The sequence below is a fragment of the Acinetobacter sp. YH12049 genome, from assembly GCF_013419875.1.
GTDB lineage: Bacteria > Pseudomonadota > Gammaproteobacteria > Pseudomonadales > Moraxellaceae > Acinetobacter > Acinetobacter amyesii.
The window spans coordinates 1-23957 of the sequence record NZ_VOZH01000038.1 but is presented as its reverse complement, the minus strand read 5'-3'; the positions used below and the strand labels follow the sequence as shown (position 1 = coordinate 23957).

At 38.2% G+C, this 23957-nt stretch carries 20 protein-coding genes and 7 pseudogenes; 14 read left to right on the top strand and 13 right to left on the bottom strand.

Features of this window, described 5'->3' with window-relative positions; all coding sequences use genetic code 11:
* From FTU05_RS14370 to FTU05_RS14360, 3 genes and pseudogenes are all read right to left on the bottom strand, one after another.
* Positions 1–523, bottom strand: a pseudogene (locus tag FTU05_RS14370) (IS3 family transposase); the annotation flags it as partial.
* Between the two features lie 1167 nt (positions 524–1690).
* Positions 1691–2536 carry a replication initiation protein RepM gene (gene repM / locus FTU05_RS14365; RefSeq protein ID WP_180049802.1) on the bottom strand — a complete coding sequence of 282 codons (846 nt, stop codon included), beginning with the start codon at positions 2534–2536 and terminating at the stop codon, positions 1691–1693.
* Between the two features lie 60 nt (positions 2537–2596).
* The gene (locus FTU05_RS14360) at positions 2597–3301 is read right to left on the bottom strand and encodes an IS6-like element IS1008 family transposase (protein WP_043963410.1); all 705 of its coding nucleotides are present in this window, start codon (positions 3299–3301) and stop codon (positions 2597–2599) included.
* Positions 3302–3357: 56 nt separating this feature from the next.
* Here FTU05_RS14360 and FTU05_RS14355 point away from each other — a divergent pair.
* The 3 genes and pseudogenes from FTU05_RS14355 to FTU05_RS14350 all read left to right on the top strand — a co-directional run.
* A pseudogene (locus tag FTU05_RS14355) lies at positions 3358–3789 on the top strand (recombinase family protein); the annotation flags it as partial.
* A 557-nt stretch (positions 3790–4346) separates the two neighbouring features.
* A pseudogene (locus tag FTU05_RS18120) lies at positions 4347–4468 on the top strand (cation transporter); the annotation flags it as partial.
* A 177-nt stretch (positions 4469–4645) separates the two neighbouring features.
* Positions 4646–5260, top strand: a complete 615-nt coding sequence (locus FTU05_RS14350; RefSeq protein WP_004281236.1) for a thiol:disulfide interchange protein DsbA/DsbL — start codon at positions 4646–4648, stop codon at positions 5258–5260.
* 76 nt (positions 5261–5336) lie between these two features.
* Here FTU05_RS14350 and FTU05_RS18115 read toward each other — a convergent pair.
* Positions 5337–5438 (bottom strand): annotated as a pseudogene (locus tag FTU05_RS18115) (TetR family transcriptional regulator); the annotation flags it as partial.
* Positions 5439–5566: 128 nt separating this feature from the next.
* Positions 5567–6469: pseudogene (gene dmeF / locus FTU05_RS14345) on the bottom strand (CDF family Co(II)/Ni(II) efflux transporter DmeF); the annotation flags it as partial.
* An 80-nt stretch (positions 6470–6549) separates the two neighbouring features.
* Between dmeF and FTU05_RS14340 the strand changes: the two are divergent.
* Positions 6550–6816: a metal/formaldehyde-sensitive transcriptional repressor gene (locus FTU05_RS14340; RefSeq protein WP_005006352.1), complete on the top strand. Its 267-nt coding sequence runs from the start codon at positions 6550–6552 to the stop codon at positions 6814–6816.
* Positions 6817–6860: 44 nt separating this feature from the next.
* On the opposite strand, the gene FTU05_RS14335 is transcribed toward FTU05_RS14340, so the two are convergent.
* The 5 genes from FTU05_RS14335 to FTU05_RS14315 form a co-directional block, all read right to left on the bottom strand.
* Entirely contained in the window at positions 6861–6953 is a 93-nt protein-coding gene (locus FTU05_RS14335) for a YHYH domain-containing protein (protein ID WP_151809984.1), read from the bottom strand.
* Positions 6954–7110: 157 nt separating this feature from the next.
* On the bottom strand, positions 7111–9588 hold the full coding sequence (locus tag FTU05_RS14330; RefSeq protein WP_159153670.1) for a heavy metal translocating P-type ATPase: 2478 nt from the start codon (positions 9586–9588) through the stop codon (positions 7111–7113).
* A gap of 176 nt (positions 9589–9764) precedes the next feature.
* Positions 9765–9959: a heavy-metal-associated domain-containing protein gene (locus FTU05_RS14325; RefSeq protein ID WP_004679365.1), complete on the bottom strand. Its 195-nt coding sequence runs from the start codon at positions 9957–9959 to the stop codon at positions 9765–9767.
* 463 nt (positions 9960–10422) lie between these two features.
* Positions 10423–11304 (bottom strand): CopD family protein, encoded by an 882-nt coding sequence (locus FTU05_RS14320; RefSeq protein WP_180165810.1) that lies wholly within the window; start codon positions 11302–11304, stop codon positions 10423–10425.
* 64 nt (positions 11305–11368) lie between these two features.
* A complete protein-coding gene (locus FTU05_RS14315; protein WP_004681441.1) occupies positions 11369–11749 on the bottom strand; it encodes a copper resistance protein CopC in 381 nt (126 codons plus the stop codon).
* A gap of 351 nt (positions 11750–12100) precedes the next feature.
* Between FTU05_RS14315 and FTU05_RS14310 the strand changes: the two genes are divergently transcribed.
* The 6 genes from FTU05_RS14310 (at position 12101) to FTU05_RS14285 (ending at position 17994) form a co-directional block, all read left to right on the top strand.
* Positions 12101–12343: a DUF2789 family protein gene (locus tag FTU05_RS14310; RefSeq protein WP_004281876.1), complete on the top strand. Its 243-nt coding sequence runs from the start codon at positions 12101–12103 to the stop codon at positions 12341–12343.
* Positions 12344–12947: 604 nt separating this feature from the next.
* The gene (locus FTU05_RS14305) at positions 12948–13379 is read left to right on the top strand and encodes a hypothetical protein (protein WP_004681444.1); all 432 of its coding nucleotides are present in this window, start codon (positions 12948–12950) and stop codon (positions 13377–13379) included.
* 28 nt (positions 13380–13407) lie between these two features.
* Positions 13408–13680, top strand: coding sequence for a DUF2933 domain-containing protein (locus tag FTU05_RS14300; protein WP_004755892.1), 273 nt, complete (start codon positions 13408–13410; stop codon positions 13678–13680).
* The gene (locus FTU05_RS14295; protein WP_004681447.1) at positions 13677–14327 is read left to right on the top strand and encodes an isoprenylcysteine carboxylmethyltransferase family protein; all 651 of its coding nucleotides are present in this window, start codon (positions 13677–13679) and stop codon (positions 14325–14327) included. Before FTU05_RS14300 ends, FTU05_RS14295 begins: the two co-directional genes overlap by 4 nt.
* Before the next feature lie 11 nt (positions 14328–14338).
* The gene (locus tag FTU05_RS14290) at positions 14339–16714 is read left to right on the top strand and encodes a heavy metal translocating P-type ATPase (RefSeq protein WP_063454658.1); all 2376 of its coding nucleotides are present in this window, start codon (positions 14339–14341) and stop codon (positions 16712–16714) included.
* Positions 16711–17994 (top strand): MgtC/SapB family protein, encoded by a 1284-nt coding sequence (locus tag FTU05_RS14285; protein WP_004663995.1) that lies wholly within the window; start codon positions 16711–16713, stop codon positions 17992–17994. Before FTU05_RS14290 ends, FTU05_RS14285 begins: the two co-directional genes overlap by 4 nt.
* A 38-nt stretch (positions 17995–18032) precedes the next feature.
* Here the strand turns inward: FTU05_RS14285 and FTU05_RS14280 are convergent, their stop codons facing one another.
* Together FTU05_RS14280 and FTU05_RS14275 are read right to left on the bottom strand one after the other, a co-directional pair.
* Positions 18033–19433, bottom strand: a complete 1401-nt coding sequence (locus tag FTU05_RS14280; protein WP_005105857.1) for a heavy metal sensor histidine kinase — start codon at positions 19431–19433, stop codon at positions 18033–18035.
* On the bottom strand, positions 19426–20106 hold the full coding sequence (locus FTU05_RS14275) for a heavy metal response regulator transcription factor (protein WP_004679347.1): 681 nt from the start codon (positions 20104–20106) through the stop codon (positions 19426–19428). The genes FTU05_RS14280 and FTU05_RS14275 overlap by 8 nt, the downstream gene beginning before the upstream one ends.
* 148 nt (positions 20107–20254) lie before the next feature.
* Here FTU05_RS14275 and FTU05_RS14270 point away from each other — a divergent pair, with 148 nt between their 5' ends.
* From FTU05_RS14270 to FTU05_RS14255, 4 genes and pseudogenes are all read left to right on the top strand, one after another.
* A complete protein-coding gene (locus tag FTU05_RS14270; RefSeq protein ID WP_004281865.1) occupies positions 20255–20551 on the top strand; it encodes a hypothetical protein in 297 nt (98 codons plus the stop codon).
* Between the two features lie 117 nt (positions 20552–20668).
* On the top strand, positions 20669–22612 hold the full coding sequence (locus tag FTU05_RS14265) for a multicopper oxidase domain-containing protein (protein WP_180012157.1): 1944 nt from the start codon (positions 20669–20671) through the stop codon (positions 22610–22612).
* The gene (locus FTU05_RS14260; protein ID WP_004733213.1) at positions 22599–23519 is read left to right on the top strand and encodes a copper resistance protein B; all 921 of its coding nucleotides are present in this window, start codon (positions 22599–22601) and stop codon (positions 23517–23519) included. Before FTU05_RS14265 ends, FTU05_RS14260 begins: the two co-directional genes overlap by 14 nt.
* A gap of 45 nt (positions 23520–23564) precedes the next feature.
* Positions 23565–23829 (top strand): annotated as a pseudogene (locus tag FTU05_RS14255) (hypothetical protein); the annotation flags it as partial.
* 53 nt (positions 23830–23882) lie between these two features.
* Here the strand turns inward: FTU05_RS14255 and FTU05_RS14250 are convergent.
* Positions 23883–23957 (bottom strand): annotated as a pseudogene (locus FTU05_RS14250) (IS6 family transposase); the annotation flags it as partial.

The window sequence follows — 23957 nt, the reverse complement described above, 5'->3', positions numbered from 1 at the left end:
CGTCCTATATGATGCCCTTGACGATTCAACAAATCACGCATCATACGACTGCCTGCAAAAGGATATTGCATATGTAATTCATCAATACATCGCATCAGCTTCAGATCTGATGAGCTAACAGGTTTTGGGCGATAATAATAACAACCACGAGAGACTTTCAGTAACTTAGCTTGTTTAGATACTGAAATCTGAAGTGAGTGATCGATTAACTTTTGTGGTTGAAGCGGCCCAGTTTCTTCAACACACCTTCTAAAAAATCAATTTCTAATGCCTGCTCACCGATTTTTGCATGTAACTTTTTAAGATCAATGGGAGGTTCTGATGGAGCTTTTGATTGATCGAAAGCTTGTGAGGAAGCTGAGATCAATTGATTTTTCCAGTCAATAATTTGGTTTTGATGAACATCAAACTCAGAACTCAATTCAGCAAGTGTTTTTTCTGCTTTGATCGCAGCAAGTGCTACCTTAGCCTTAAAGTCGTTTGAATGATTTCTTCTTGGTCTACGTGCCATAAAATACTCCATATATTGATGTTTATAACATCATTTGAGGAGCAGAGTATCACTTATAGGAGTTGTTCAAATTTCCGGATCCATCTCTATCTTCACGAGCCAAACCTTTAGTTATTTTATTTAATACAAAATAATTCTATGCAAGAAATGCCACTCTCAACTTCTTAAGCCTATTGGAATGGCTGTATTACAAGAATTGTAAGTTTAATATTGAAAGTCTAACCTTCGTAAAATAAATGATTTAGCGAAAAAAAGTTGAGAGTTAAGCATAAAATGGAATCTTATTTTTCACCAAAGGAATTAGAAGATGTTAAAGAACCATTAGTTATAACTTTCATTTTGAGACTACCCTAAATTCTGTGTAACTATCTAGTTTTCTAAAATACTTCTTAAATTTTGTCAAAATGGCTTTATTAGCTCGAAAAACTAACTTTCTATACACCATGAAGTACACCGCGACTACCTAAATAACTCAATATACCAATATCATTAGCCTACAGCCTAAGGTTCTAGTCCTCACTAGGGTACCGAAGCAGTGAAATTGGTTTGCCATAGGCATACTAATCAGAGTATGAAAAAGAAACTCCTCTCTCTGCAAATTCTTGATTGAAAACACTAAGAACCTTCATACTAAAAGTATAATAAATAAGTACTAGCCTTTCTATTATGGTGATGTCGTTCATATTCCAAGATATTCTCCGATCATCTAATAACCCCTCCCAACTAGGATCGTTTATTTTAGGTATAGATTGACTGCCGTAAGAAGGTATTTGATCAACTAAATGACGCATATCATCGAGTTTTTGATTTGATAGGGGTTACCCCAGAATTTGGAGAAAATAGTACGACAAGGAATTTTGTCGACTAATTAATTTATTAAAATCAAAGATTTATATTTTTATGCTTTGCCTGTCTGCTAGAGATTGGCAACATGCAATTTAATTGAAAGATTTTTAACGAAGTTCTTAAATAACAACTACATAGAAGTAAATAAATGTACTTACCGCCCTATAATTTCCGTTTTCTGTGCTGACCCCTAATATAGCAGTTTTTCACTGAATAGAACTCAGATAACTTATCATTTGGTGATAGTCAGAAGCCTTTATTCCCTTAAAATAATTTTTGTTTTTGATATCAAGGACTACTTCTACCACAACCTGTAAACAGCGAATAAAAATCTTAAAATTTAAACCCTAATTTCGATAAGAAGGGTAAATATACTTTCTGCTTTTCACTATCTAATAATGCTTCAGCAATTTGTTCAGCAAACACATCGTAACTTCGACCTGCTTGCCCTTGTGCCAAATACGATGCCTCATGTAATTGAGATATTTTTTTAGCGAAGGCAAAGCGTTGATTATCGGTCATGGTTATAAACATATCTACTGTATGTGGATCACGCTCTGTCTTTTCAGCTTTTACCGTTTTGGGCTTGGTTCTTTGTTTAAATTTAAAGGTAAATCCTGTAATAGTGCGACCTTGCTTGTGTTGCTCATATTCAGCAATAATATCCGTGTGTTCGTTAATTTGACTAATAGCCAAATCTAAAACTCTTGCTTTGAAATGGTGCATACGCACATATTCATCACTCAATAACCCAAAATGATTTCTTAACTCATCTAACGAGATTTCATTGGTTTTGCCCACAGACCGCCATTTAATCAAAAACTCATACAGGCGAATAGCATATCGGCTCTGTAAGCCTTTAATTTGCTCTATCTCGTATTTGGTAAATTTTTTTTCCAATCCTACAATTAATGGTACAACGTCATTGGCGAATACTAATCTTACCAATCCTAAATCATTAACGTAACTAATCTTTTGCACAAAGCGACTGCGGACAAACTCAATTTTTTGACTACCCTCAACAAACTGGGTGTAATTAAATTCCGCTTCAAATAAACCATTGACTCCACGCTTTAGGGCTTCATAAGCCGTATGTTTAGCCACGTCAAACTGTTGCATATAAGATTGGGCATGAATAGTTAAAGTCTTGTTCAATACACTTTCAATATTATCGCCCAACTTACGAGGGCACTGTTGCAAATAGAGATTTGAGTCGATGATGTTCCCTTTAAAAAGTGCTTAGAGACCGAAAACCCTGTTGATTAGACACACTTCACCCTGAGGCTGACCATAATAAAATGACGATGCTTGTCCTTTACGTAGTGCACGCATGACTTCAATACCTTTAATTGTGGCATAAGCAGTCTTCATAGATTTGAATCCTAATGTGGCCCTGATGATTCGCTTTAACTTACCATGATCACATTCAATGACATTATTTTTATACTTAATCTGCCTGTGCTCAATATCTACTGGACATTTTCCTTCTCGCTTTAACCGTGATAAAGCATGGCCATAGGTCGCTGCTTTATCTGTATTGATGACCCGTGGAATTTGCCATTTTTTCACCGTATTGAAGATCTTTCCTAAAAAACAATAGGCTGATTTACTGTTCCGTCTAGCGGAAAGGTAAAAGTCAATCGTATGACCACGTTGATCAACTGCACGATACAGGTAAGTCCATCGCCCCTTCACTTTGATATAAGTCTCATCCATATGCCATGAATGTAAATCTGTAGGGTTACGCCAATACCAGCGTAACCGTTTTTCCATTTCTGGAGCATAACGCTGAACCCAACGATAAATTGTACTGTGATCCACATTTATGCCTCGTTCAGCGAGCATTTCTTGAAGTTCACGATAGCTGATGCCATATTTACAATACCAACGAACAGCCCAAAGAATGATTTCACCTTGAAAGTGCCGACCGTGGAAGGGATTCATCTGCTGTATCTCGAAATAAATAAGATATTTAGCTTATCATGTCAGCCTATTTGCAACAGTGCCTGTTGAATTATGTCCGGGAAGGAGACCGGGTGATAGTACATTCCATGGATCGTTTTGCGCGAAGCTTAAAAGATTTGGTGACTGAAGTGGATAAACTGGTCAAACGAGGGATTGCCATCCAGTTTGTAAAAGAAAATATTACTTTTACGGCCCAATCCACCCCGATGGATAATTTGATGCTGCAACTGATGGGTGCTTTTGCACAGTTTGAACGTGAGATCATTTTAGAGCGGCAAAAGGAAGGAATTAAACTTGCCTCTTCTCAAGGGAAGTACAAAGGCCGGGTACATAAATTGAAACCTGATCAGGCTGAAGCTTTGCGACAAGACTGGAAGGAAGGGAAGTACCCTTCAAAAATGGCATTAGGCCAGGCATTTGGAATTAGTCGCCAAGCGGTATATCGGTATTTAAAAGCCGGGAAATAACTCAATTGAAATTGGCGACTATATTTAGTTTAGCTTATGAAAATCGTGAAACGTTGATTAAATAATAAGTGCAGAAAGCAAAGAGTTACTAATTTTATACAATATAAGTTTTTGATTTATAATTAATTAACTCGATTGCAATCTAGCTTTTTCAGCAACGATTTATCTTTTTTAAAATAGTATTAATTTATTTTTTTGAGAACAAACCTTAACAAAATTACAAGTTTGTAATTTTGTCGTCATTCGGATGTATATATTTACTCATTATTATAAGTAAAGATTTTTTTGGTCCAAGATATGATCAGATTCAATAATATGTACATGAAGATTATTTTAGTTATTTTTACTATAGTTTTTTCAACCAGTAGTTTTGCTGATGGGGGACTCCGTTTCTTAGAGAAAAATTTAGAAATAATTAACAAATAATTAACATAGTAATTTAAATTAAAAAGTGATTTATCAGGTGAATTTTAACTATATAAATAATTTATTTAATTTAATAAACCTTTCATAAATCATTTTTTGCTCAGTTCTATGTTGTAAATTCCAGCAATTATCATAGCCACGCGGCTGTTACTGAAGAGAATAGTAAGAAGCTAATATTTACTGTAGGTTTGACCACTACGTTTTAATCGTAGAAATTATAACCGTTTTTATTACTCAAAGTTTAACTTTTGTGATTATCTAAAAACACATAGCGGTCGAATGGCCATATTAACTGACTTAAAATCAGTCGCATACTTTAATGTATCGGTTCTGATAGCACAAAAGTTCGCAGCATGAAAACGGAACCGGCATAATTGATTTATAGTGAACCCATACACTAAGCATAATGATTTAGAGGACGATAATCCGAATGAAAAAATTCCTTTTAGGAGCTGTTGCCGCATCTGTTTTGGCCTTTTCAGGCAATGCTATGGCCAATTTTGTGGCAGGTCAGGACTATCAGGTGGTTGCAAAACCAGTCAAAGTCGAAAAACCGGGCAGAATTGAGGTACGTGAATTCTTCTGGTACGGCTGTGGTCACTGTTTCGCGCTTGAACCACATATGCAGGGCTGGTTGAAAAAATTACCAAAAGATGTACGTTTTGTACGTACGCCGGCTGCAATGAATCCACTCTGGGAGCAGGCAGCGCGTGCTTATTATGTGTCTGAAGCATTGGGTGTGCGTCAAAAAGCACATTTACAATTATTCCATGATATTCATGATAAGCAACGTCCAATTTTAGAACAGGCGCAATTGGCCAAGTTCTATACCCGCTATGGTATTCCTGAAGCGAAATTTAACAGCACTTATAAATCTTTCCCGATCACTTCGAAAATTGCCCAAGCCAAAAATCTGGCTGCTCAGTATCAGTTAAGTGGTGTTCCGGCAGTGACCGTGAATGGTAAATATATTGTGCAGGGTAATGATGCCAAAGTCATTCAGGTGGTGAATTACCTGATCGAGAAAGAGCGTAAAGCCAAATAAGACGCGATTGATTATCTCTAAAAAAAACCTGCATCGAATCTGCAGGTTTTTTTATTTAAACTGGAGGAATGGTTATTTACGTCCTGACTGCCGGATCTGGTGTTTCTATCGGCGGGCGATACCAGTGTAAAATTCCTCGGAATAAGAGCTGCATCTGCAACACGCTTTGCGCTTTAAAGTAATGAATTTTCCTTTCTATTTCAACACGCAGAATTGCCGAGGCGCCCCGACGCTCTACAACAAACAAATTCTAATCTAAGATTTACATAAATAGACTGATAAAGTTTAAAAGGAATAAATATTAATTTAAACAACATGGAAATTCTTGTTAATTTCAACAGAAATATGAACAATCTCTTCATGAATTGACAAAGCTTTACGAACTACCTCTGCTGTTAAGGAGTCATTAACTGTATTTAGGGATAAAATACATGAAAATTTACTTCTACCTACTTTCCAGACATGCAGATCAGTAATCGTAATTTGGTTATCTAATTCCTCTACAACTTCCTGAATCTCCTTTACTACAGGATGTTCCATCTCTGCATCAAGCAATGTTTTACCTGTTTCTCTAATCAATCCCCAAGACCATTGTGCTACAAGCACTGCACCTACGATCCCTAGAATTGCATCTAAAAAATCCCATCCAAAATACTTCCCTGCGAAAAGTGCAATAATCGCTAATACAGAAGTTACTGCATCTGCTACTACATGAAGAAAAGCGGCTTTCTGGTTTAAGTCATGGTCATCATGAGAGTGATGATGATCGTGGTGGTGACCATTTTCACGTAGTAACCAGGCACAAATAAAATTAACGATCAAGCCAACAATCGCAATTGAAATTGCCTCGTTGTAGTGAATATTCACAGGATTGAATAAACGTTCTATCGATTGAACACCCATGAATACAGCAACAACCATCAATAAAATGGCACTCGAATATCCAGCTAAGATTTCTATCTTCCATGTACCGAAACAGAATCTCTGATCACGAGCATATTTTCGAGCCATTTTATAGGCAAAATAAGCTAAGCCCAATGCCAACATATGAGAACTCATATGCCATCCATCAGCCAATAAAGCCATGGAATTAAAGAACCATCCTCCAAAAATTTCAAACACCATCATTACACCAGTGAGGATGGTTGCGATTAAAATTTTCTTTTGTGCTAAAGGATTTCCTTCGTCAAATTGATGCGAATGGTCACTTTTAACATTATTTAGATATTACATTTTATTGCACCACAATTAATACTCCCCCATAGTATATGTTCTTGAGGTTGAATAGTATATCTCACTTAAATCAGAACAAAAAAATTTTAAATCGGATTAGACGAATTCAAGGTCAAACTAATGCCCTTGAACAGAATATTTTAAATTCTGAAAATTCTTGTATTGAGGTATTACAGCAAGTTGCAGCAATTAAAGGTGCGATAAATGGCTTAATGAATGAGTTAATAGAACTTCATCTTAGAGAACATGTACTCGGTGATACTGAGAAAATAAAGGAAAAAGAACTAAATGAATTTTTAGCTTTAGTTAAACGCTACTTATAACTTTAAAGCACAGTCTTTTAAATAAAAAACTGTGTGCGCACCTATTAATGACAGTGGTAATCACCAGTTTTACTGTTGGTATGACAACCCTGTGAGTTCGTTCCCCCAGAATGAGCATTCGCATAGGTAAATGACATGCCTATAAAGCATATTAATAAAATTCTTTTCATCTTAATCCCTCTCAAATAATTAGAATATCAACTGTATGATATTTAATAAAAGCTAACATGGCTTAGACTATTTCCAAATATATAAAGTAAAGCCAACAAAACTTTAAATGTATATAAAAAATGGTTAAATAATTGCAAGGGGGGCTTTAAAACGTTTTAATCGTAAAGCATTTCCTAGTACAAATATTGACGAGAGAGCCATTGCACCAGCAGCAAATACAGGAGAAAGTAGCAGTCCAAATTGCGGATAAAGTACACCTGCTGCAATAGGAATCAGAGCTGCATTGTAAACAAATGCCCAAAATAAATTTTCACGAATATTGGTTATAGTCGCTTTGCTTAAAGCGATAGCATTTGGCACTCCTTTCAGGTTGCCAGACATCAAAACCACATCAGCAGCTTCAATAGCTACGTCTGTACCTGTACCTATTGCTAAACCAATATCTGCTTCTGCAAGTGCAGGGGCATCATTAATGCCATCTCCAACATATGCGAGTTTACCATATTGATTTTTTAATTTTTTAACGGCCTCTATTTTACCTTCTGGTAAGACTTCTGCAATAACCTCATCAATACCTAGTTTTTTTGCAATCGCTTGAGCTGTATGACGGTTATCACCTGTAATCATGGCAACCTTTAAACCTAACTGATGTAACGCTTCAATTGCAGCAAATGTTGATTCTTTAATTGGATCTGCTACAGCAATAATGGCAGCAAGTTTCTGGTCAATCGCAACATAGAGAGGGGTTTTTCCTTCTTCTCCCAAACGATCCGAAAATTGAGAAAAAACAGTAGGATTCAAACCTAGTTTTTCCATATATCGATCTGCACCAATATGAACCAAATGCTCAGAAACCTTCGCTTCTATTCCGTAGCCGGTCACTGATTTAAAATCAGCAACAGGAGACAGGATTAATTCCTTATCTATAGCGGCTTGTACAATTGCTCGAGCAATAGGGTGCTCAGACTTTGATTCAACGGCTGCCATCAGTGAAAGTACGGTATTGTATTCAAAACCTTCTAAGACATGCAGATCGGTTAAAATTGGTTTCCCTTCAGTCAGAGTCCCTGTTTTATCAACTGCAACCACTTTAGTTTCTTTGAGCAGCTGTAAAGCTTCACCTTTACGAAATAAAACCCCCATTTCAGCACCCCGCCCAGTTCCCACCATGATTGATGTAGGCGTTGCAAGTCCCATCGCACAAGGACATGCAATAATGAGTACAGCAACCGCGTTCACTAAACTAAAAGTTAGGGCTGGTTCAGGGCCGAGGATAAACCACGTAAGAAAAGTTAAAAGAGAGAGACCCATTACTACAGGTACAAACCACATGGTAATTTTATCAACCAATGCCTGAATAGGCAGCTTGGAACCCTGTGCCTGTTCAACCATTCGGATGATTTGAGAAAGCACTGATGAACTACCAACAGAGGTGGCTTTGATATTTAAGCTGCCACTTTGGTTAATTGTTCCTCCTACCACAGTAGAGCCTATCGTTTTTTCAACGGGCATAGGCTCGCCAGTAATCATGGATTCATCAATAAAACTTTGGCCGTGAATAACTTCACCATCGACAGGGATACGCTCACCTGGTCTAATCTCTACAATCGTTCCTGTTTGAACTTCGGCAATCGGAACTTCTATCACCTGATTATTGAGCTGTATTCTGGCAACTTTAGGCTGCATTCCAACTAGATGTTGAATTGCTAAAGACGTTCGGCCTTTTGCCTTGGCTTCAAAAAATCTACCTAATAGAATTAAAGTGATAATAACCGCTGCAGCTTCATAATAAACATTGACCGTGCCTTGTGGCAGGACACTTGGAAAGAAAGTAGCAACCACTGAATAAAGATAAGCAGCCAATGTTCCTACAGCCACCAAGGAATTCATGTCTGGTGCTAAGCGGAATAAACTTGGGATGCCCTTTTTGAAGAAGCGTCGGCCTGGAAAAATTAATGCTACTGTGGTCAAGAAAAATTGCATTAACCAGCTATTTTGTTGGCCAATGTTATCCATCATAAACGTATGAAAGGCGGGAATCAGGTGTGATCCCATTTCTAAAATAAAAACGGGTAGAGTCAATAAGACTGACAAAATTAAATCTTTTTTAAGTTTTTCTAATTCAATATTCTTTTTATCTTGAAAGCTTTCCGTAGTTTGATGAACTGACTTTGCTTCAAACCCTGCTTTGGTGACAGCCTGAATTAACGAGTCACGAGTGACAGATGAGCTTGCCTGAATAGTCGCTTTTTCAGTAGCCAGATTTACATGAGCCGACTCAACTCCTTCAACAGATTTTAAAGCCTTTTCTACTCGACCTACACAAGAAGCACATGACATACCCTCTATCGTAAGCTCTATCGGTTGCAATACTTCCACTTCGTAGCCTGCTTTTTCTACGGCTTTAATTAAAGTAGCGCGATCAAGTGGTTGATGCGTATAAATGACTGCTTTTTCGGTAGCCAGATTTACATGAGCCGATTCAACACCCTCAACAGATTTTAAAGCTTTTTCCACACGGCCTACACAAGAAGCACATGTCATCCCCTCAATCTCTAATGTTTCACTGTAGTGTGGCGTATCAGTCATTTTGGTACTCATATACGATCTCTATCATTTAGATATGCTGAGTTCTATATGCGAAGATCAGCTCGAACCAAGATAATTGGGAATTCAGGCAGCACTTTTATTGCAAGCAAGTACAGATTTTATCTGTACGATGAGAAAAACAAGAGTAAGTAAAGTGATAAGGGATTACCACTTTACTCTAACAGAGATTAAGCAGGCTCAGCTGTAAATCCACGATCACCGAGAGTGGCAATGACTTTATCCTGACTAACCGTTGTGTTGATTTCAACGATACGGTTTTGTAAATCAATATCGAGTGATGCATTCGAGTCGAGCTCTTTAATTGCAGTAGTAATGCCTCGTGCACAACCACCACAAGTCATATTAGCGATGTGAAATTTCATATGTTGCTCCTTTTTAACAAAATATTTGTTTAAACCATTAGAACAGTAACTCTAAACTTTCACCATACAACCAGCCTTTCTCTGAATCAGTTACTTGCTGTAACTTGGTCTGTTTACATCCATAGTTTTCATCAGAGTATTCTAAAGCATAGCGTTCTAATGACTACAGTAAAAGTACTTAACCAACATTAACGTGACTTAAAAATGACATTTTTGTCATCTACGATCACTTTGAAATTTATAAGATAGTTATTTCAATCAATAGTAGTGAACTGAATAGATGAGACTCTTATGGATTGAAGCTAAAAACCGGTGACTACCTTTAATATATAAATGCCTTATGATGCGATTTTACTGTTCTGATTGTCGTAAGCTGGCAGTCCAGTAGAAACTTTATTGCTCAGCTACAAAAGATAAAAGTACTAATGTTAAATTTCCTCAATAACCTTATTTTGAAATTCTCTTATTCAATACCCACGACAGTGGTTATATAGCCTGTTGTTAATAGAATTGATAGACCTAATAACATCTCAAATAAAATGGCATGACTAAGGTGTTTAGCAAATTTAGGATGTTGAAGATGCGGGGTGAAATACCATTTGTTGAAGGCAGCTAAAAGTAGAATACCTATAACAAAAAAAATTTTAACCATGAAACCATAGCCATATGCAGTATTGATTAAGGTATTAAAATCTTTAATTAAAAGAAGAGCTACACTAGCGCCACAGGCGATTAATATCCCAACAATGAAAGCAGCAATACGTCCAAATACATGCATGCGATCTTTTAAAGGTAAACCACTTATTTCCCGGCTGGTTTTCCATAACGGATATAAAGACCCCATCCATAACGACATAACTAGAATATGGATTGATAATAAAATTTGAGCAAGTAAGGTTAAATTAGCGACATGTCCGAGCTGGGAAAAACTAAAAATAATCGGGATAAGTAAAATACAAAATATTGAACTTTCAATTATAGAAAAATGACCTTTGTTCCTGTTAAGTTTAACCACCATGAGAAGAAGTAAAAGAGCAAAACTAATAGAACGAAGAACGTATATATACCCCGTCGGAGTATTAACCAATATATTAATATACGTGGGGTCCACCATCCCTGTAATACCAGTATTGGCAAAACTACCAATCAGAATAAAAAATCCCAAGGTACTGGAAATTAGGCCTAATCCAGCGCCAATTGTAATATATTTAAGAATCGATTCTTTTAGTTCAAGATATTGTCTAAGTAAAAAATAGCAAAAGGCTCCACCAACGACAAAAGCTACACTTAAATATAAAATAACCTTAGTTAACCAAGTGGCCCACATCCAATATTCAGAAATCATTATTTTTGTCCATTCTAGAACAACATGCCAGCACCTCACTGACATGTTGAAAGGTAATCAATTCTTATTTAGTTGATTTGATAGTGAAACTATATTCACCATTCATGTTGTGACCATCTTTCCCCATTGTTGTCCAGACAACGGTATATTTACCTTTTTTCAGTTTCGGAAGAGCGACATCAAAGGATTTCTTTAAGTCATGAGTAACTTTATATTTTAAAGGAACATCTCTTCGCTGAGCATCCAGTAACTTAATATTCATCAACATAACCTCTGCACCAAAGTTAAGGGTCAAGTTCTTTGGTTGACTAAGGATAGATGCATTTTCCGCAGGAATCGCACTCACTAAACTCACATGAGCGAACGTAGTTGTAGTAGCCACAATCATCGTTGCAGCTACTACAACATTACGTAGAGCAGTCATTTTATTTTGAAATAATTTCATTTACGTTTCCTCTTGATTCGTTAGTTCATTAGAGATGACTTTATAAAATCTATATTTAATGAGACCACATCATCTCCTCTTATATTTCAATTATTAGTGAGAGACAGAAACATAGCGATGACTTCAAAATTACATTTTTGTCATTTTTAAAATTTAAAATCTTTAACTATTAAAATAATCTTATTGAAAAATAATGATCATTTAACAAACAAATTATGTAGGTGGTTGATTTATGAAATGTAGTAATCATTTTGTCTAAGAAAATAGTAGCTATTTAATTTTTTATATTTTAGTTTAAATATAAACATGTTATGTTTAATTTGATCTAATATAAATTTGTGGGCTAAGCACATGACTCAAACACGTCCAAGAATGACCAAATTATTTGAACAGCTTGGTTTAGCTTCTACTGAAGAAGCAATTGCAAAATTCATAGAGAGCCATCAGCTAGCTGGAGATGTTTTTTTAACACAAGCAATTTTTTGGACTGATGCTCAACGTCATTTTTTAGAAGAAAAACTACACTCTGATGGTGAATGGACGACAGTGATTGATCAATTAAATGAGTCTTTACATGAAAATTCAGTAAAATAATTTTCCGTTAGTATTAAGGATCTACATTCTTCCCTGCATTGAATACAACTCATTCATACAGTAGTACTGTTTTGGAGATGGAGTCTCTATTATATAAGTAGTAGATTCCTTACTCTGAAATTTGGATTATAAACCCTAATATTAAAAATAATCTTCTTTACCTTCTATCTAATAAATATACCAATAAGTTTAATAATTAAATTATCCACCCTTTTTTCTATAAAAAACTATTTTGATCAACTGTATTTTTTCTTTAAAGGAATAACAGTGTAAATTACATTAAGAATGTGTCTCTAACTAGCCTTGGAGTCATCTAATCATTTCATTTTTATTTTTTTTAAGCACATAAAATCATAACAACTTTAATAGTTTTAAAAGATTAATATTAAATAAAATTTTTGTCATCTCAGCATAGACTATATATTTCGAGAAGATCTCAAAATTACATTTTTGTCATTTTTAAAAATAATTAATTAATAGTGCTAAAATTTTTAAGAGAGACAGAGAATAACCAAAAATTTCATCAGTTTAGTAGTCAAATTCCTAGACTCTGTTCAGTACTAAAACATAGCTTTTACTTCCAAATTATTTAAAGGAAAAAATTATGATGAAATTCAAAAACATTTTTTTGGGCTTATGTATCGCAGCCGCGTCATTGAATACATTTGCACAGCAATCCGATGAACACAAAGATCACCATCCTGAAAAAACAGCACCATCTGCAGTAACAATTAAGCAAACAGTTACCAGCACCACTGCTACAGATAAAATGGCTGCAATGGACCAGCACATGAAAGCAATGCAAGCCATGCATGCAAAGATGATGGCTGCAAAAAACCCTCAAGAACGTCAAAAACTTATGGCTGAGCACATGAAACTCATGCAAGGAGGTATGAGCATGATGAAACAGATGAGCGGCCAAAGCATGAATGCAAATATGGCTGACCGTCAGCAGATGATGGAAAAACGTATGGACATGATGCAATCCATGATGCAGATGATGATGGACTGTATGCCTCCCTCCACAACTAAATAATTACCCATGAATTAGAGAGGGAAGCACCATGAACCATCAACCTCAAGAACATAATTCAGTACCTAACTTTTGGTCTACACGTTATGCCATCGGCCTATTCGTGATTGGTGGTGTGGCAGCCTATTTTCTCTTAACCGAGCATTTGGCCCATGTCGTTGGTGTTTTACCCTTTTTACTCCTTTTAGCATGCCCACTCATGCATATTTTTATGCATGGTGGTCATGGACATCACCATCATCAACAGAAAAATCCAGACACATCAGATAATAAAAAATCACGCGAACCAGGAGACCCCTCATGAATCATGCGGAATCGGCCTATGGTCTGTGGTGGCTCGTCATCATAAATTCGGCAATTTTCATTATGTTTGCCTTCAGTTTTTTTAAACCCGCCACAGCACGAGACTGGCGTACTTTTAGCGCTTTCTCTGCTTTCATCATTGCATTGTTTGTCGAGATGTATGGTTTCCCTTTAACCATTTACCTGTTGTCAGGCTGGCTACAAACTCGCTTTCCTGAACTTGATTTGCTGTCGCATAACTCAGGTCACTTATGGTCAACGCTACTGGGTGAAAAGGGTGATCCACATTTTGGCATTCTGCACATCGCGAGTTATATTTTTTTGGGCTATGGTTTCTATTTACTGTCATCAGCATGGAACGTGTTGTACCACGCACAACGTCATCACCAATTGGCAGTAACCGGACCCTATGCGCGCATACGTCACCCCCAATACGTGGCTTTTATCTTGATCTTGCTGGGGTTTTTATTGCAATGGCCAACTTTACTGACACTGATTATGTTTCCAATCTTACTCTTAATGTACAGCCGCTTGGCAATTAAGGAAGAGGCTGAAATGAGTAAACAGTTTGGCGCTGTCTATGACAGCTATGCTCAACAGACTCCGAGATTTATTCCAAAATTCGGCCATAAAACCACTTTTCCATAAGAGAATTATTTATGTCAGATCAAAAAAATCATAACCAGGACCATATGGCACAGGCTACAACAGACGTACTGAAAGACCCAGTCTGTGGTATGACCGTCACTGAAGAATCGAAATACCATGAGGAATTTAAGGGGAAAACTTACTTTTTTTGCAGTGATAAATGTCAATCAAAGTTTCATAGCAGCCCGGTGCAATATATCGCTAAACCCGCAACGACGACTGCCGATGCACATACACAGCATCATCAGACTACTCAATCCGTTAATGATGCAAGCACAACAGGCACGACCATCTATACTTGCCCAATGCATCCAGAAATTAGACAGGATCATCCTGGAAACTGTCCTAAATGCGGAATGACACTGGAGCCACTCATTCCCGAGTTAGAGGAAGATGAGAATCCTGAGTTACGTGATTTCCGTCGACGCTTCTGGTGGACACTGCCACTCACCATAGTCGTGACTTTTTTGGCAATGTTTGGCCATCAACTGAACCTGTTCGACATGGCAGTTCAGAGCTGGATTGAATTAGTGTTGTCACTCCCGATTGTACTGTGGGCAGGTTGGCCATTTTTTTCCCGTGGTTGGCAATCGGTCGTGAATCGCAGCCCGAACATGTGGACCCTGATCGGTCTAGGTACAGGGGCTGCTTTTATTTACAGTGTGGTTGCAACTGTAGCGCCACAAATCTTTCCAGACTCATTTATTTCCATGGGCCGTGTCGCTGTTTACTTTGAAGCTTCAGCGGTCATTATTTCGTTGACCCTACTGGGACAAATACTAGAATTAAAAGCACGTTCGCAAACTTCTGCTGCAATTAAGTCACTACTCGGACTTGCTCCTAAAACAGCTCGCCGAATTCTGTCCGATGGAACTGAGGAAGACGTTCCTCTGACTCATGTCCATGTAGGAGATTTACTTCGCATCCGCCCAGGTGAAAAAGTTCCTGTGGATGGTGTAGTCACTGAAGGAAGTAGTTCAGTAGATGAATCAATGCTGACAGGCGAACCTTTACCAATCACTAAACGTGTCGGCGATAAAGTCATTGGCGCTACCCTGAATACCAATGGTTCATTGATCATGCGTTCAGAGAAAATTGGTTCAAGTACCATGTTGTCCCAGATCGTACAGATGGTGGCACAAGCTCAACGCTCGAGAGCACCAATGCAACGTATGGCTGATCAGGTAGCAGGTTGGTTCGTCATGGCTGTAGTGACCATTGCCTTGCTTACCTTCTTTGGATGGGGATTGTTCGGCCCAGAAGAGTCGAGCTGGGTTTATGCATTAATCAATGCTGTGGCAGTACTCATTATTGCCTGTCCTTGTGCACTAGGCTTGGCAACTCCAATGTCTATCATGGTTGCAACGGGTCAAGGTGCTACTCATGGTGTGTTGTTCCGCGATGCAGCAGCCATTGAGAATCTGCGCAAGATTGACACACTAATCATCGATAAAACAGGTACGTTGACCGAAGGACGCCCTGTATTCGATCGTGTGGTTGCCGCATCAGGTTTCGATGAATCTGAAGTATTACGTTTAGCCGCCAGTCTTGATCAAGGCAGTGAACACCCGCTAGCCGAAGCGATTGTAAATGCAGCACACGAACGTGGCCTGTCTCTTGAAACACCAGATAATTTTGAATCAGGCTCAGGGATTGGTGTTCGAGGTCAAGTGGGCGATCGTCAGTTAGCTTTGGGCAACACAGCACTGATGGAGCAATTAGGTATCTCGGTACAATCTCTGATTCCGCAAGCCGAAGAGCTGCGTTCAGAAGGTGCAAGTGTGATGCATCTAGCCATCAATGGTGAATTGGCCGGCCTGCTTGCAGTATCCGATCCCATCAAAAAAAGTACCCCTGAAGCACTTGCCACCCTGAAGGAAGCTGGACTACGTATCGTGATGGCAACAGGAGATGGTCTCACCACTGCCCGTTCAGTCGCAGCACGTCTGGGTATTGATGAGGTACATGGTGAAGTTAAACCCGCAGATAAACTAGAACTGGTCAGCAAATTGCAGAAGGAAGGTCGCATCGTGGCAATGGCCGGCGATGGAATCAATGATGCACCAGCACTAGCCAAGGCTGATGTCGGTATCGCTATGGGGACCGGAACTGATGTCGCAATGAATAGTGCTCAAGTTACGCTGGTCAAGGGGGATTTACGCGGTATCGCGGTTGCCCGTTCCCTTTCGGAAGCTACTGTTGGCAACATGAAACAGAACCTCATGTTTGCTTTCCTTTACAATGCCTTGGGTATCCCAATCGCAGCTGGCGTACTCTATCCATTTACCGGTTGGTTATTGTCACCCATGATTGCGGCCTTGGCGATGAGTTTTAGTTCAGCTTCAGTCATCACGAATGCCCTTCGCCTGCGAAATAAAAAGTTATGATAGAGAGTTCTTTTCTTCCACCAGATGTACCAGGTCTTATTGCAGCACTTGCCATCGGCCTGCTCATTGGTTTAGAACGAGGATGGCACGATCGTGAATTGCCCGAGGGCAGCCGAGTAGCAGGCCTACGTACCTTCACATTGACAGGATTGCTCGGAGGAGTGCTCGGTCATTTACAACCAAACTTCGGGCCTTGGCCGCTGGTCGCGGCCGTATTAGGGCTTTCCTTATTATTAACAGTGTCCTACGCGCGTACCGCAAAACTTTCCGGTAATCTAAGCGCTACCACGACGATCGCGATGCTGTTGACATTAGTTTTAGGTGCATATGCATCCCATGGTAATGTTACTTTAGCATTAACCGCGGCTGTAATCGTCGCTGTATTTTTGGATCTCAAGCCAACCTTACACGGTTGGCTACGCTTGATAGAGCATCGTGAATTAACCGCATCCCTGCAGTTGCTGGTACTTTCTGTCGTTATATTACCCTACTTACCCAATACGGGTCTGGGACCTTTTGCTGCATTAAATCCTTACCAGTTATGGTGGGCAGTGATCCTGATTGCCGGACTCTCTCTGGCAGGTCATTTTGCCATGCGGCTTACCGGTTCAGAAAGAGGCATATTCTGGACAGGTCTATTGGGTGGTTTGGCATCTTCTACAGCTGCAACTGTCGCACTGGCACGCTATACACGCCAGCACCCCGTCATGGTCAGTGCTGCTATTTCTGGAACATTGGCTGCCTGTGGCATCATGTTTTTTCGTATGGTTGTGCTGATAGGCGTCATTGAGCCAGCATTGCTAAGCACTTTTGGTGGTGCAATGATGATTGCGGGAATCCTTCTGCTGGGTATGGCATTGTGGAGACAACGCCAAATTACCAGCGCTGAAAACAACGATCGAACAATAGAAGCAATGGCTCCTTTTGATCTTGGGACAGCATTCAGCTTCGCTGCTTTCCTGGCTGTCATGGCAGTCTTGGTCCCGGCAGCAAAACAATGGTTGGGCACCAGCGGCATCTTCGTATTATCGACTATTTCTGGGCTAGCAGACGTAGATGCTATTTTAGTCTCACTTGCCCGCCTGCATAGTACTGAAGGCTTAACAACAAATGTGGCTGCTGTCGCGCTAGGGCTGGCCACACTGAGCAACATGTTAAGCAAAGCGACAATTGCATGGATGACAGGGGGGGCACAGTTTGGCCGAGCTATCATATTTGGCTACACAATTGCCATGATAGGTGCTGGCGTAGCTCTGGCTCTCAGTTTGAGCTTTATGTAAGGTCAACTCGGGTAAATGGAAGATGTTCAAAAAATGAGTTAAAATGATTCCCCTTGCATGGATTCACTTTGAAAAACAATGGTAAAAATGATTCGACCATTGAGGGATTCAGCCTGGATGGTCGCCCCAAGCATATCAAGAATAGATTTTGTTATCGCGAGCCCTAAGCCGGTTCCTTCTTCTGTTCTTTGTCTAGATGCATCTGTTCGATAAAATCGATCAAATAACCTGGATAGTTGTTCAGGAGAGATTTCAGGGCCTTCATTTTCAATTGAAAATATTGTGTTATCTAAATTCTGTTGAAGTTTTATGCGTATTGTAGAATTCTTATTTCCATATTTAACTGCATTAGATAATAGATTGCTGAGTGCTCGACGTAACATAGCAGGATCACCTTTGACATTTCCAGATCCTGTTTGTTGAAGCGTCATATTTTTTTCGGCAGCTAGCGCATCATAGAAATCAAATAAGGCTGTAACTTCTTTAACCAGGTCAATATTCTGTAAGTTCTGTAATTTTAGGCCATGTTCTGCTTTTGCCAAGAAAAGCATATCGGATACCATTCGAGCCAAACGTTCTAATTCTTCTAAATTAGAAAATAGTACTTCTTGATAGGTACTGGTATCTCGTTTACGGGCAAGACATACTTGAGTTTGAGTCATTAAGTTATTAATCGGTGTTCTAATTTCATGCGCTAAATCAGATGAAAAATCGGAAAGCCTTTCTAAAGCTGATTCTAGTCTGTCGAGCATATCATTGAAGGCAATTGCTAATGATTTTAGTTCTGTTGGTGTGTGCTCAACTTCTAAACGTTCTGAAAGATGTTGGGCAGAAATGCCTTCTGCGACCTTAGCCATTTTTTGCACGGGTCTTAAACCTCTCCAGGTTGCAAACCAACCTAAAAACATTAAACAAATCGTACCGGCTAAACCAATGTAAAAAAGTTGACGCTTAAAATCATTTAAAAAATGTAGATGTTCAGATGTATCTATCCCCACAATAATGCGTACAGATTGTATTTCAGTATTTTTGTTTATATCCGTGTTGTAGATCATGCCACGATAGGTCTTATTCTTAATTTTCCATTTAATCCAAGGGTTATTTGCTGACTTGATTAACTGTTGAGTATTAATGATTGAAGATGCTGAACTAAATAAAATCTGACCTGCCGGTCGTTCTATTTGGACCATAAGATCATGGTGTCCAACTAAAGCATCTTTCAAATATAGATCAAGTTCTGGAGAATTTTTAGGATGCTGTTGGAGAAGATTCTGAATAAGCTGGATTTTACCTTCTAATTGGGTACGATCTTGCGTTTCAAAATGATGCATCACTAATTTATGGATGAAAAACCCCATCATAATGAGAATGCATATAGTCGATAATGAGAAAATAATACCAATACGAAAACTGATAGATTTGAATAATTTATTATTCATCTTCTACCTCTAATACATACCCCATTCCTCGAATATTCTGAATTAACTTAGGGGTAAAATTACTATCTACTTTATTTCTTAATCGTTTAATAGCGACTTCAACTACATTTGTATCACTATCAAAGTTCATATCCCAAATTTGAGATGCAATAAGTGCTCTTGGTAGAATTTCACCTCTTCTACGCATAAAAAGCTCCATAAGCGCAAATTCTTTAGCCGTCAGATCAATGCGTTGACCTGCTCGTGTTACCCGACGTTTTCTCAAATCAAGTTCTAAATCAGCAATCTTAATAATATTATTATCTTCTCTTTGTTGCCCTCGTCTAAGGAGCGTTTTTATTCGAGCTAGAAGCTCTGCAAAAGCAAAAGGCTTAACTAAATAATCATCAGCGCCTAGCTCTAATCCTTTTACTCGATCTTCGATTTGATCTCGGGCGGTAAGAAAAAGAATGGGCATTGTTTTACCGCTGCTACGAATATCATTGATAATATTCCAACCATTTAGTCCAGGTAACATCACGTCTAAAATAATTAAGTCATACTCTTCAGAAAGAGCTTGATGTTTACCCGTTAACCCATCTGTAACCCAGTCCGTAATATAGCCAGCTTCGGATAAACCTTGCTTGAGATAATCACCAGTTTTTTGTTCATCTTCAACTAATAGTATTCTCATCTCAGAATCCTAAGTTATTCATTAAAACTATAATAACGTTATAAAACATCTGATCGAGATAGATTACAAAAATGTCATTTTCAAGTCACTTAGATGTTCAGTGCTTCACTTTAGTGTAGTAGCAAGAAATTAACTTTTAGAGAAACTTATGAAAACTGTAGTGCGTCGTAGTCTAACAATTTTAATGTGTGCTGGAACTTTAATTGCTGGTACTCAATCTTGGGCAAAAGATGTATCAACCTCAAGTGCCACTAAAACGGTAAAAGCACAGGAACCTTGTACAAAACCTTGTAAAATGGAAAAAGATGACAAGACTCAGCAAGATCATAGTCAACATCAGTCTCCTAACTCATCTGACATGTCAAAAATGGATCATTCTATGATGAATATGGACCATTCTAAAATGGATCATTCAAAGATGAATATGCCTAGTAGCAATAAATAATTTTATAAATAGCGAGAAAGAAGTATTAAAGTTTATACTAAATATTTGCTTTATTACTTCAACCTTGACCTTTCTAAAGGTGAGATAGAATGTCAAAAAATCTAAAGGTGAGATAGAATGTCAAAAAAGTTAAGTCATATACTCTTAATTGGAGTTGGTTTATTTTCATCAACTTGGGTAATGGCGGCAGTTAAAGAATATGATTTAACAATCGCTGAACAAACTGTAAATATCACAGGAAAACCAGTTGAGAGAATTACTGTAAATGGTAAATTCGTTGCACCACTTCTTGAATTTGAAGAAGGTGATGAGGCCGTTATCCGTGTTCACAATAAGTTAAAAAATCAGGACTCTTCAATCCATTGGCATGGCTTATTATTACCTGGAATTATGGATGGTGTACCTGGATTTAACAAATTTAATGGCATTGCCCCTAATAAAACTTATGAATATAAGTTTAAAGTCCGCCAAAATGGTACTTATTGGTATCATTCACATAGTAAAGGACAAGAACAAGACGGTTTATATGGTGCTTTTGTTATTTATCCTAAAGATAAAACTCCACTAACAGCTGCTGAAAAAACCGATAAAGATTACGTTGTTTTGCTTTCTGATTTTCATAATTCGACAAGTGATCAAATTATGAAAAATATTAAAAAAGAAGCAGATTACTATCAGAACCGCCGCGAAACAGTATTCGATGTATTAAAACAAGTTAAACGTGATGGGCTAAAAGCGACTTGGCAAGACCGTTCTATGTGGAATCAGATGCGAATGCTGAAAACAGATATGTCCGATGTGACTGGTTATACATTTTTAATGAATGGCAAAACACCTCAGCAAAACTGGACCGGTAACTTCAAAGCTGGTGAAAAAGTTCGCCTTCGTTTTATTAATGCTTCCGCTATGTCATTCTTTGATGTACGCATTCCAAACCTAAAAATGACTGTAGTCAGTGCTGATGGTCAACCTGTAAAGCCGGTTCCTGTAGATGAGTTCCGTATTGGTACTGCTGAAACCTATGATGTCATTGTGGAACCAAAACAAGCACATTACCAAATTGAAGCTGAATCTATTGATCGTACCGGTTTTTCAGTGGGAACATTACATGAAGAAAGCAGCCCAGCAGTCAAACAAATTGAGATGCCTAAGCCTCGTCCTCGTTCTTTATTGACTATGGAAGATATGGGAATGAATCATGATATGTCATCTATGAAAGATATGGATCACGATATGTCTTCTATGAAAGGTATGGATCATGATATGTCTTCTATGAAAGGCATGAATCACGATATGTCTTCTATGAAAGGTATGGATCATGATATGTCTTCTATGAAAGATATGAATCATGATATGTCTTCTATGAAAGGCATGAATCACGATATGTCTTCTATGAAAGGCATGAATCACGATATGTCTTCTATGAAAGGTATGGATCATGATATGTCTTCTATGAAAGGTATGGATCATGATATGCCGATGAATAGCGCTACTGTTAAGGCGGCTTCAGACAAGAATGATAATACCGTATTTGGATGGGCAAATGCTTCAACACCTGAAGGTAATAAAGCATTGCAATATAGTGATTTGCAATCGTTAGATCCTCAAAAAGACACTCGTGCAGCTGAACGTGAAATAGAGATCCGTCTTGGTGGAAACATGGAGCGTTATATTTGGACAATAAATGGTAAAAAATTTAATGAAGCCGACCCACTAGTGGTGAAGTATGGTGAACGTATTCGCTTAAAATTTGTCAATGACAGTATGATGGCTCACCCAATGCACTTACATGGCATGTTTATGCAGCTTGAGAATGGTCAGGATCCAAGCAATATGCCAAACAAACATACGGTAATTGTTCCACCTGGGAAAACGATAACCACTCTACTCACAGCTGATGAGTTAGGTGAGTGGGCTATTCATTGTCACCTGCTTTACCATATGAGTGCAGGAATGATGAATAAACTCATTGTAGCTCAAGTGGAAGATGGTAATTCTACAAAGACTGTTCCTCAGTCCCAAGTAAATGAGAAGGGAGTAAATCCACATGCAAATCACTAAGAATTTCTTCTCAAAAACAGTCTTATCAATTGCATTAATAAGTATATCAAACTTAACTTTTGCTAATAGCAGCACTTCGGAACAAGAAAGTAATATTACAAATGGTATGAGAGTCTTATTACAGGAGTCTGGCGGCTTAAGATATAGCCCCCAAGAATTGTATCCAGAATATTATTCAATGGAAAATGCAAATGGGGGAGATAATATTATTTTGACTGCAAGAAAGACATCAGACGGATCTCACGATGATCATCTTAAAGAACATGGCGGACAAATTTATCAAGTAACAAGACTTGAAAATGCATGGATGGTTGATGAAGACGGTAAGGGCAACCTAGGAACAAAGCTTGAAACTTTGATTGGAACAGATGAAAATCGTCTATTTATTGAAGCCAATTCGGAAAAGTCAGAAAGTAATGATCCAAAATATGCTGTATCAGCACTTTATAGCCGTAACGTAGCCCCATTTTGGGATATACAAGCTGGTGTAAGATATAGCGAAGATAAAAATAGCAGCAACAGTGATCGAGTTGATGGTGTTATTGGTGTATTAGGATTAGCTCCTTATTTCTTTGAAACACAAGCATATCTTTATGGCGGTGAGAATAATTTTTGGGGAGCAAGTTTTGAATTAGAACGTGATTTGCTTTTAACTCAGAAACTTATTACTCAACCTTATATCGAAGCAGATGTAATATTTAGCGATGATTCTAACTATGCTGCAAAATCAGGTTTATCAGAACTTAAAACTGGTATCAAAACCCGATATGAGATTACTAAGCGAATTAAACCTTTCATTGATGTTGCTTACCAATATGAAAAAGGACAGAAAGCCACTTCTATGCAAGAGGCAACAGAGTCTGAAAAGGGATGGAAATATGGTGCAGGTATCGAATTAGTTTTTTAAAATAATATGACTTGGAATCATGAATGGTAGCTTCGGCTACTATTCATGAAATTGTTGTCATTTCCTTTCGAATCTGTAAAACTAAAAAAGCTTAAATTTTGGTCTTATCTCTATGCAGTGGTTAAAAACATGCCTATCGCTGTTTTTATCGTTTGCTATCCTTTTAGTAGGATCGGCTGCTGCTGCTTCGTCTGTACATAAGCGGTGTTTAATGCCATCTGAACAGATGAAATCCATGCAAATGGAAGCATCTCAAAACCAGGATATGATGCATACCGACTGTATGAAAGTTGAAGCAAAGGTCAAAAAAAGGCACTGTTGCAAATAGAGATTTGAGTCGATGAAGTTCCTTTTTAAAAGTGCTTAGAGACCGAAAACCCTGTTGATTAGACACACTTCACCTTGAGGCTGACCATAATAAAATGACGATGCTTGTCC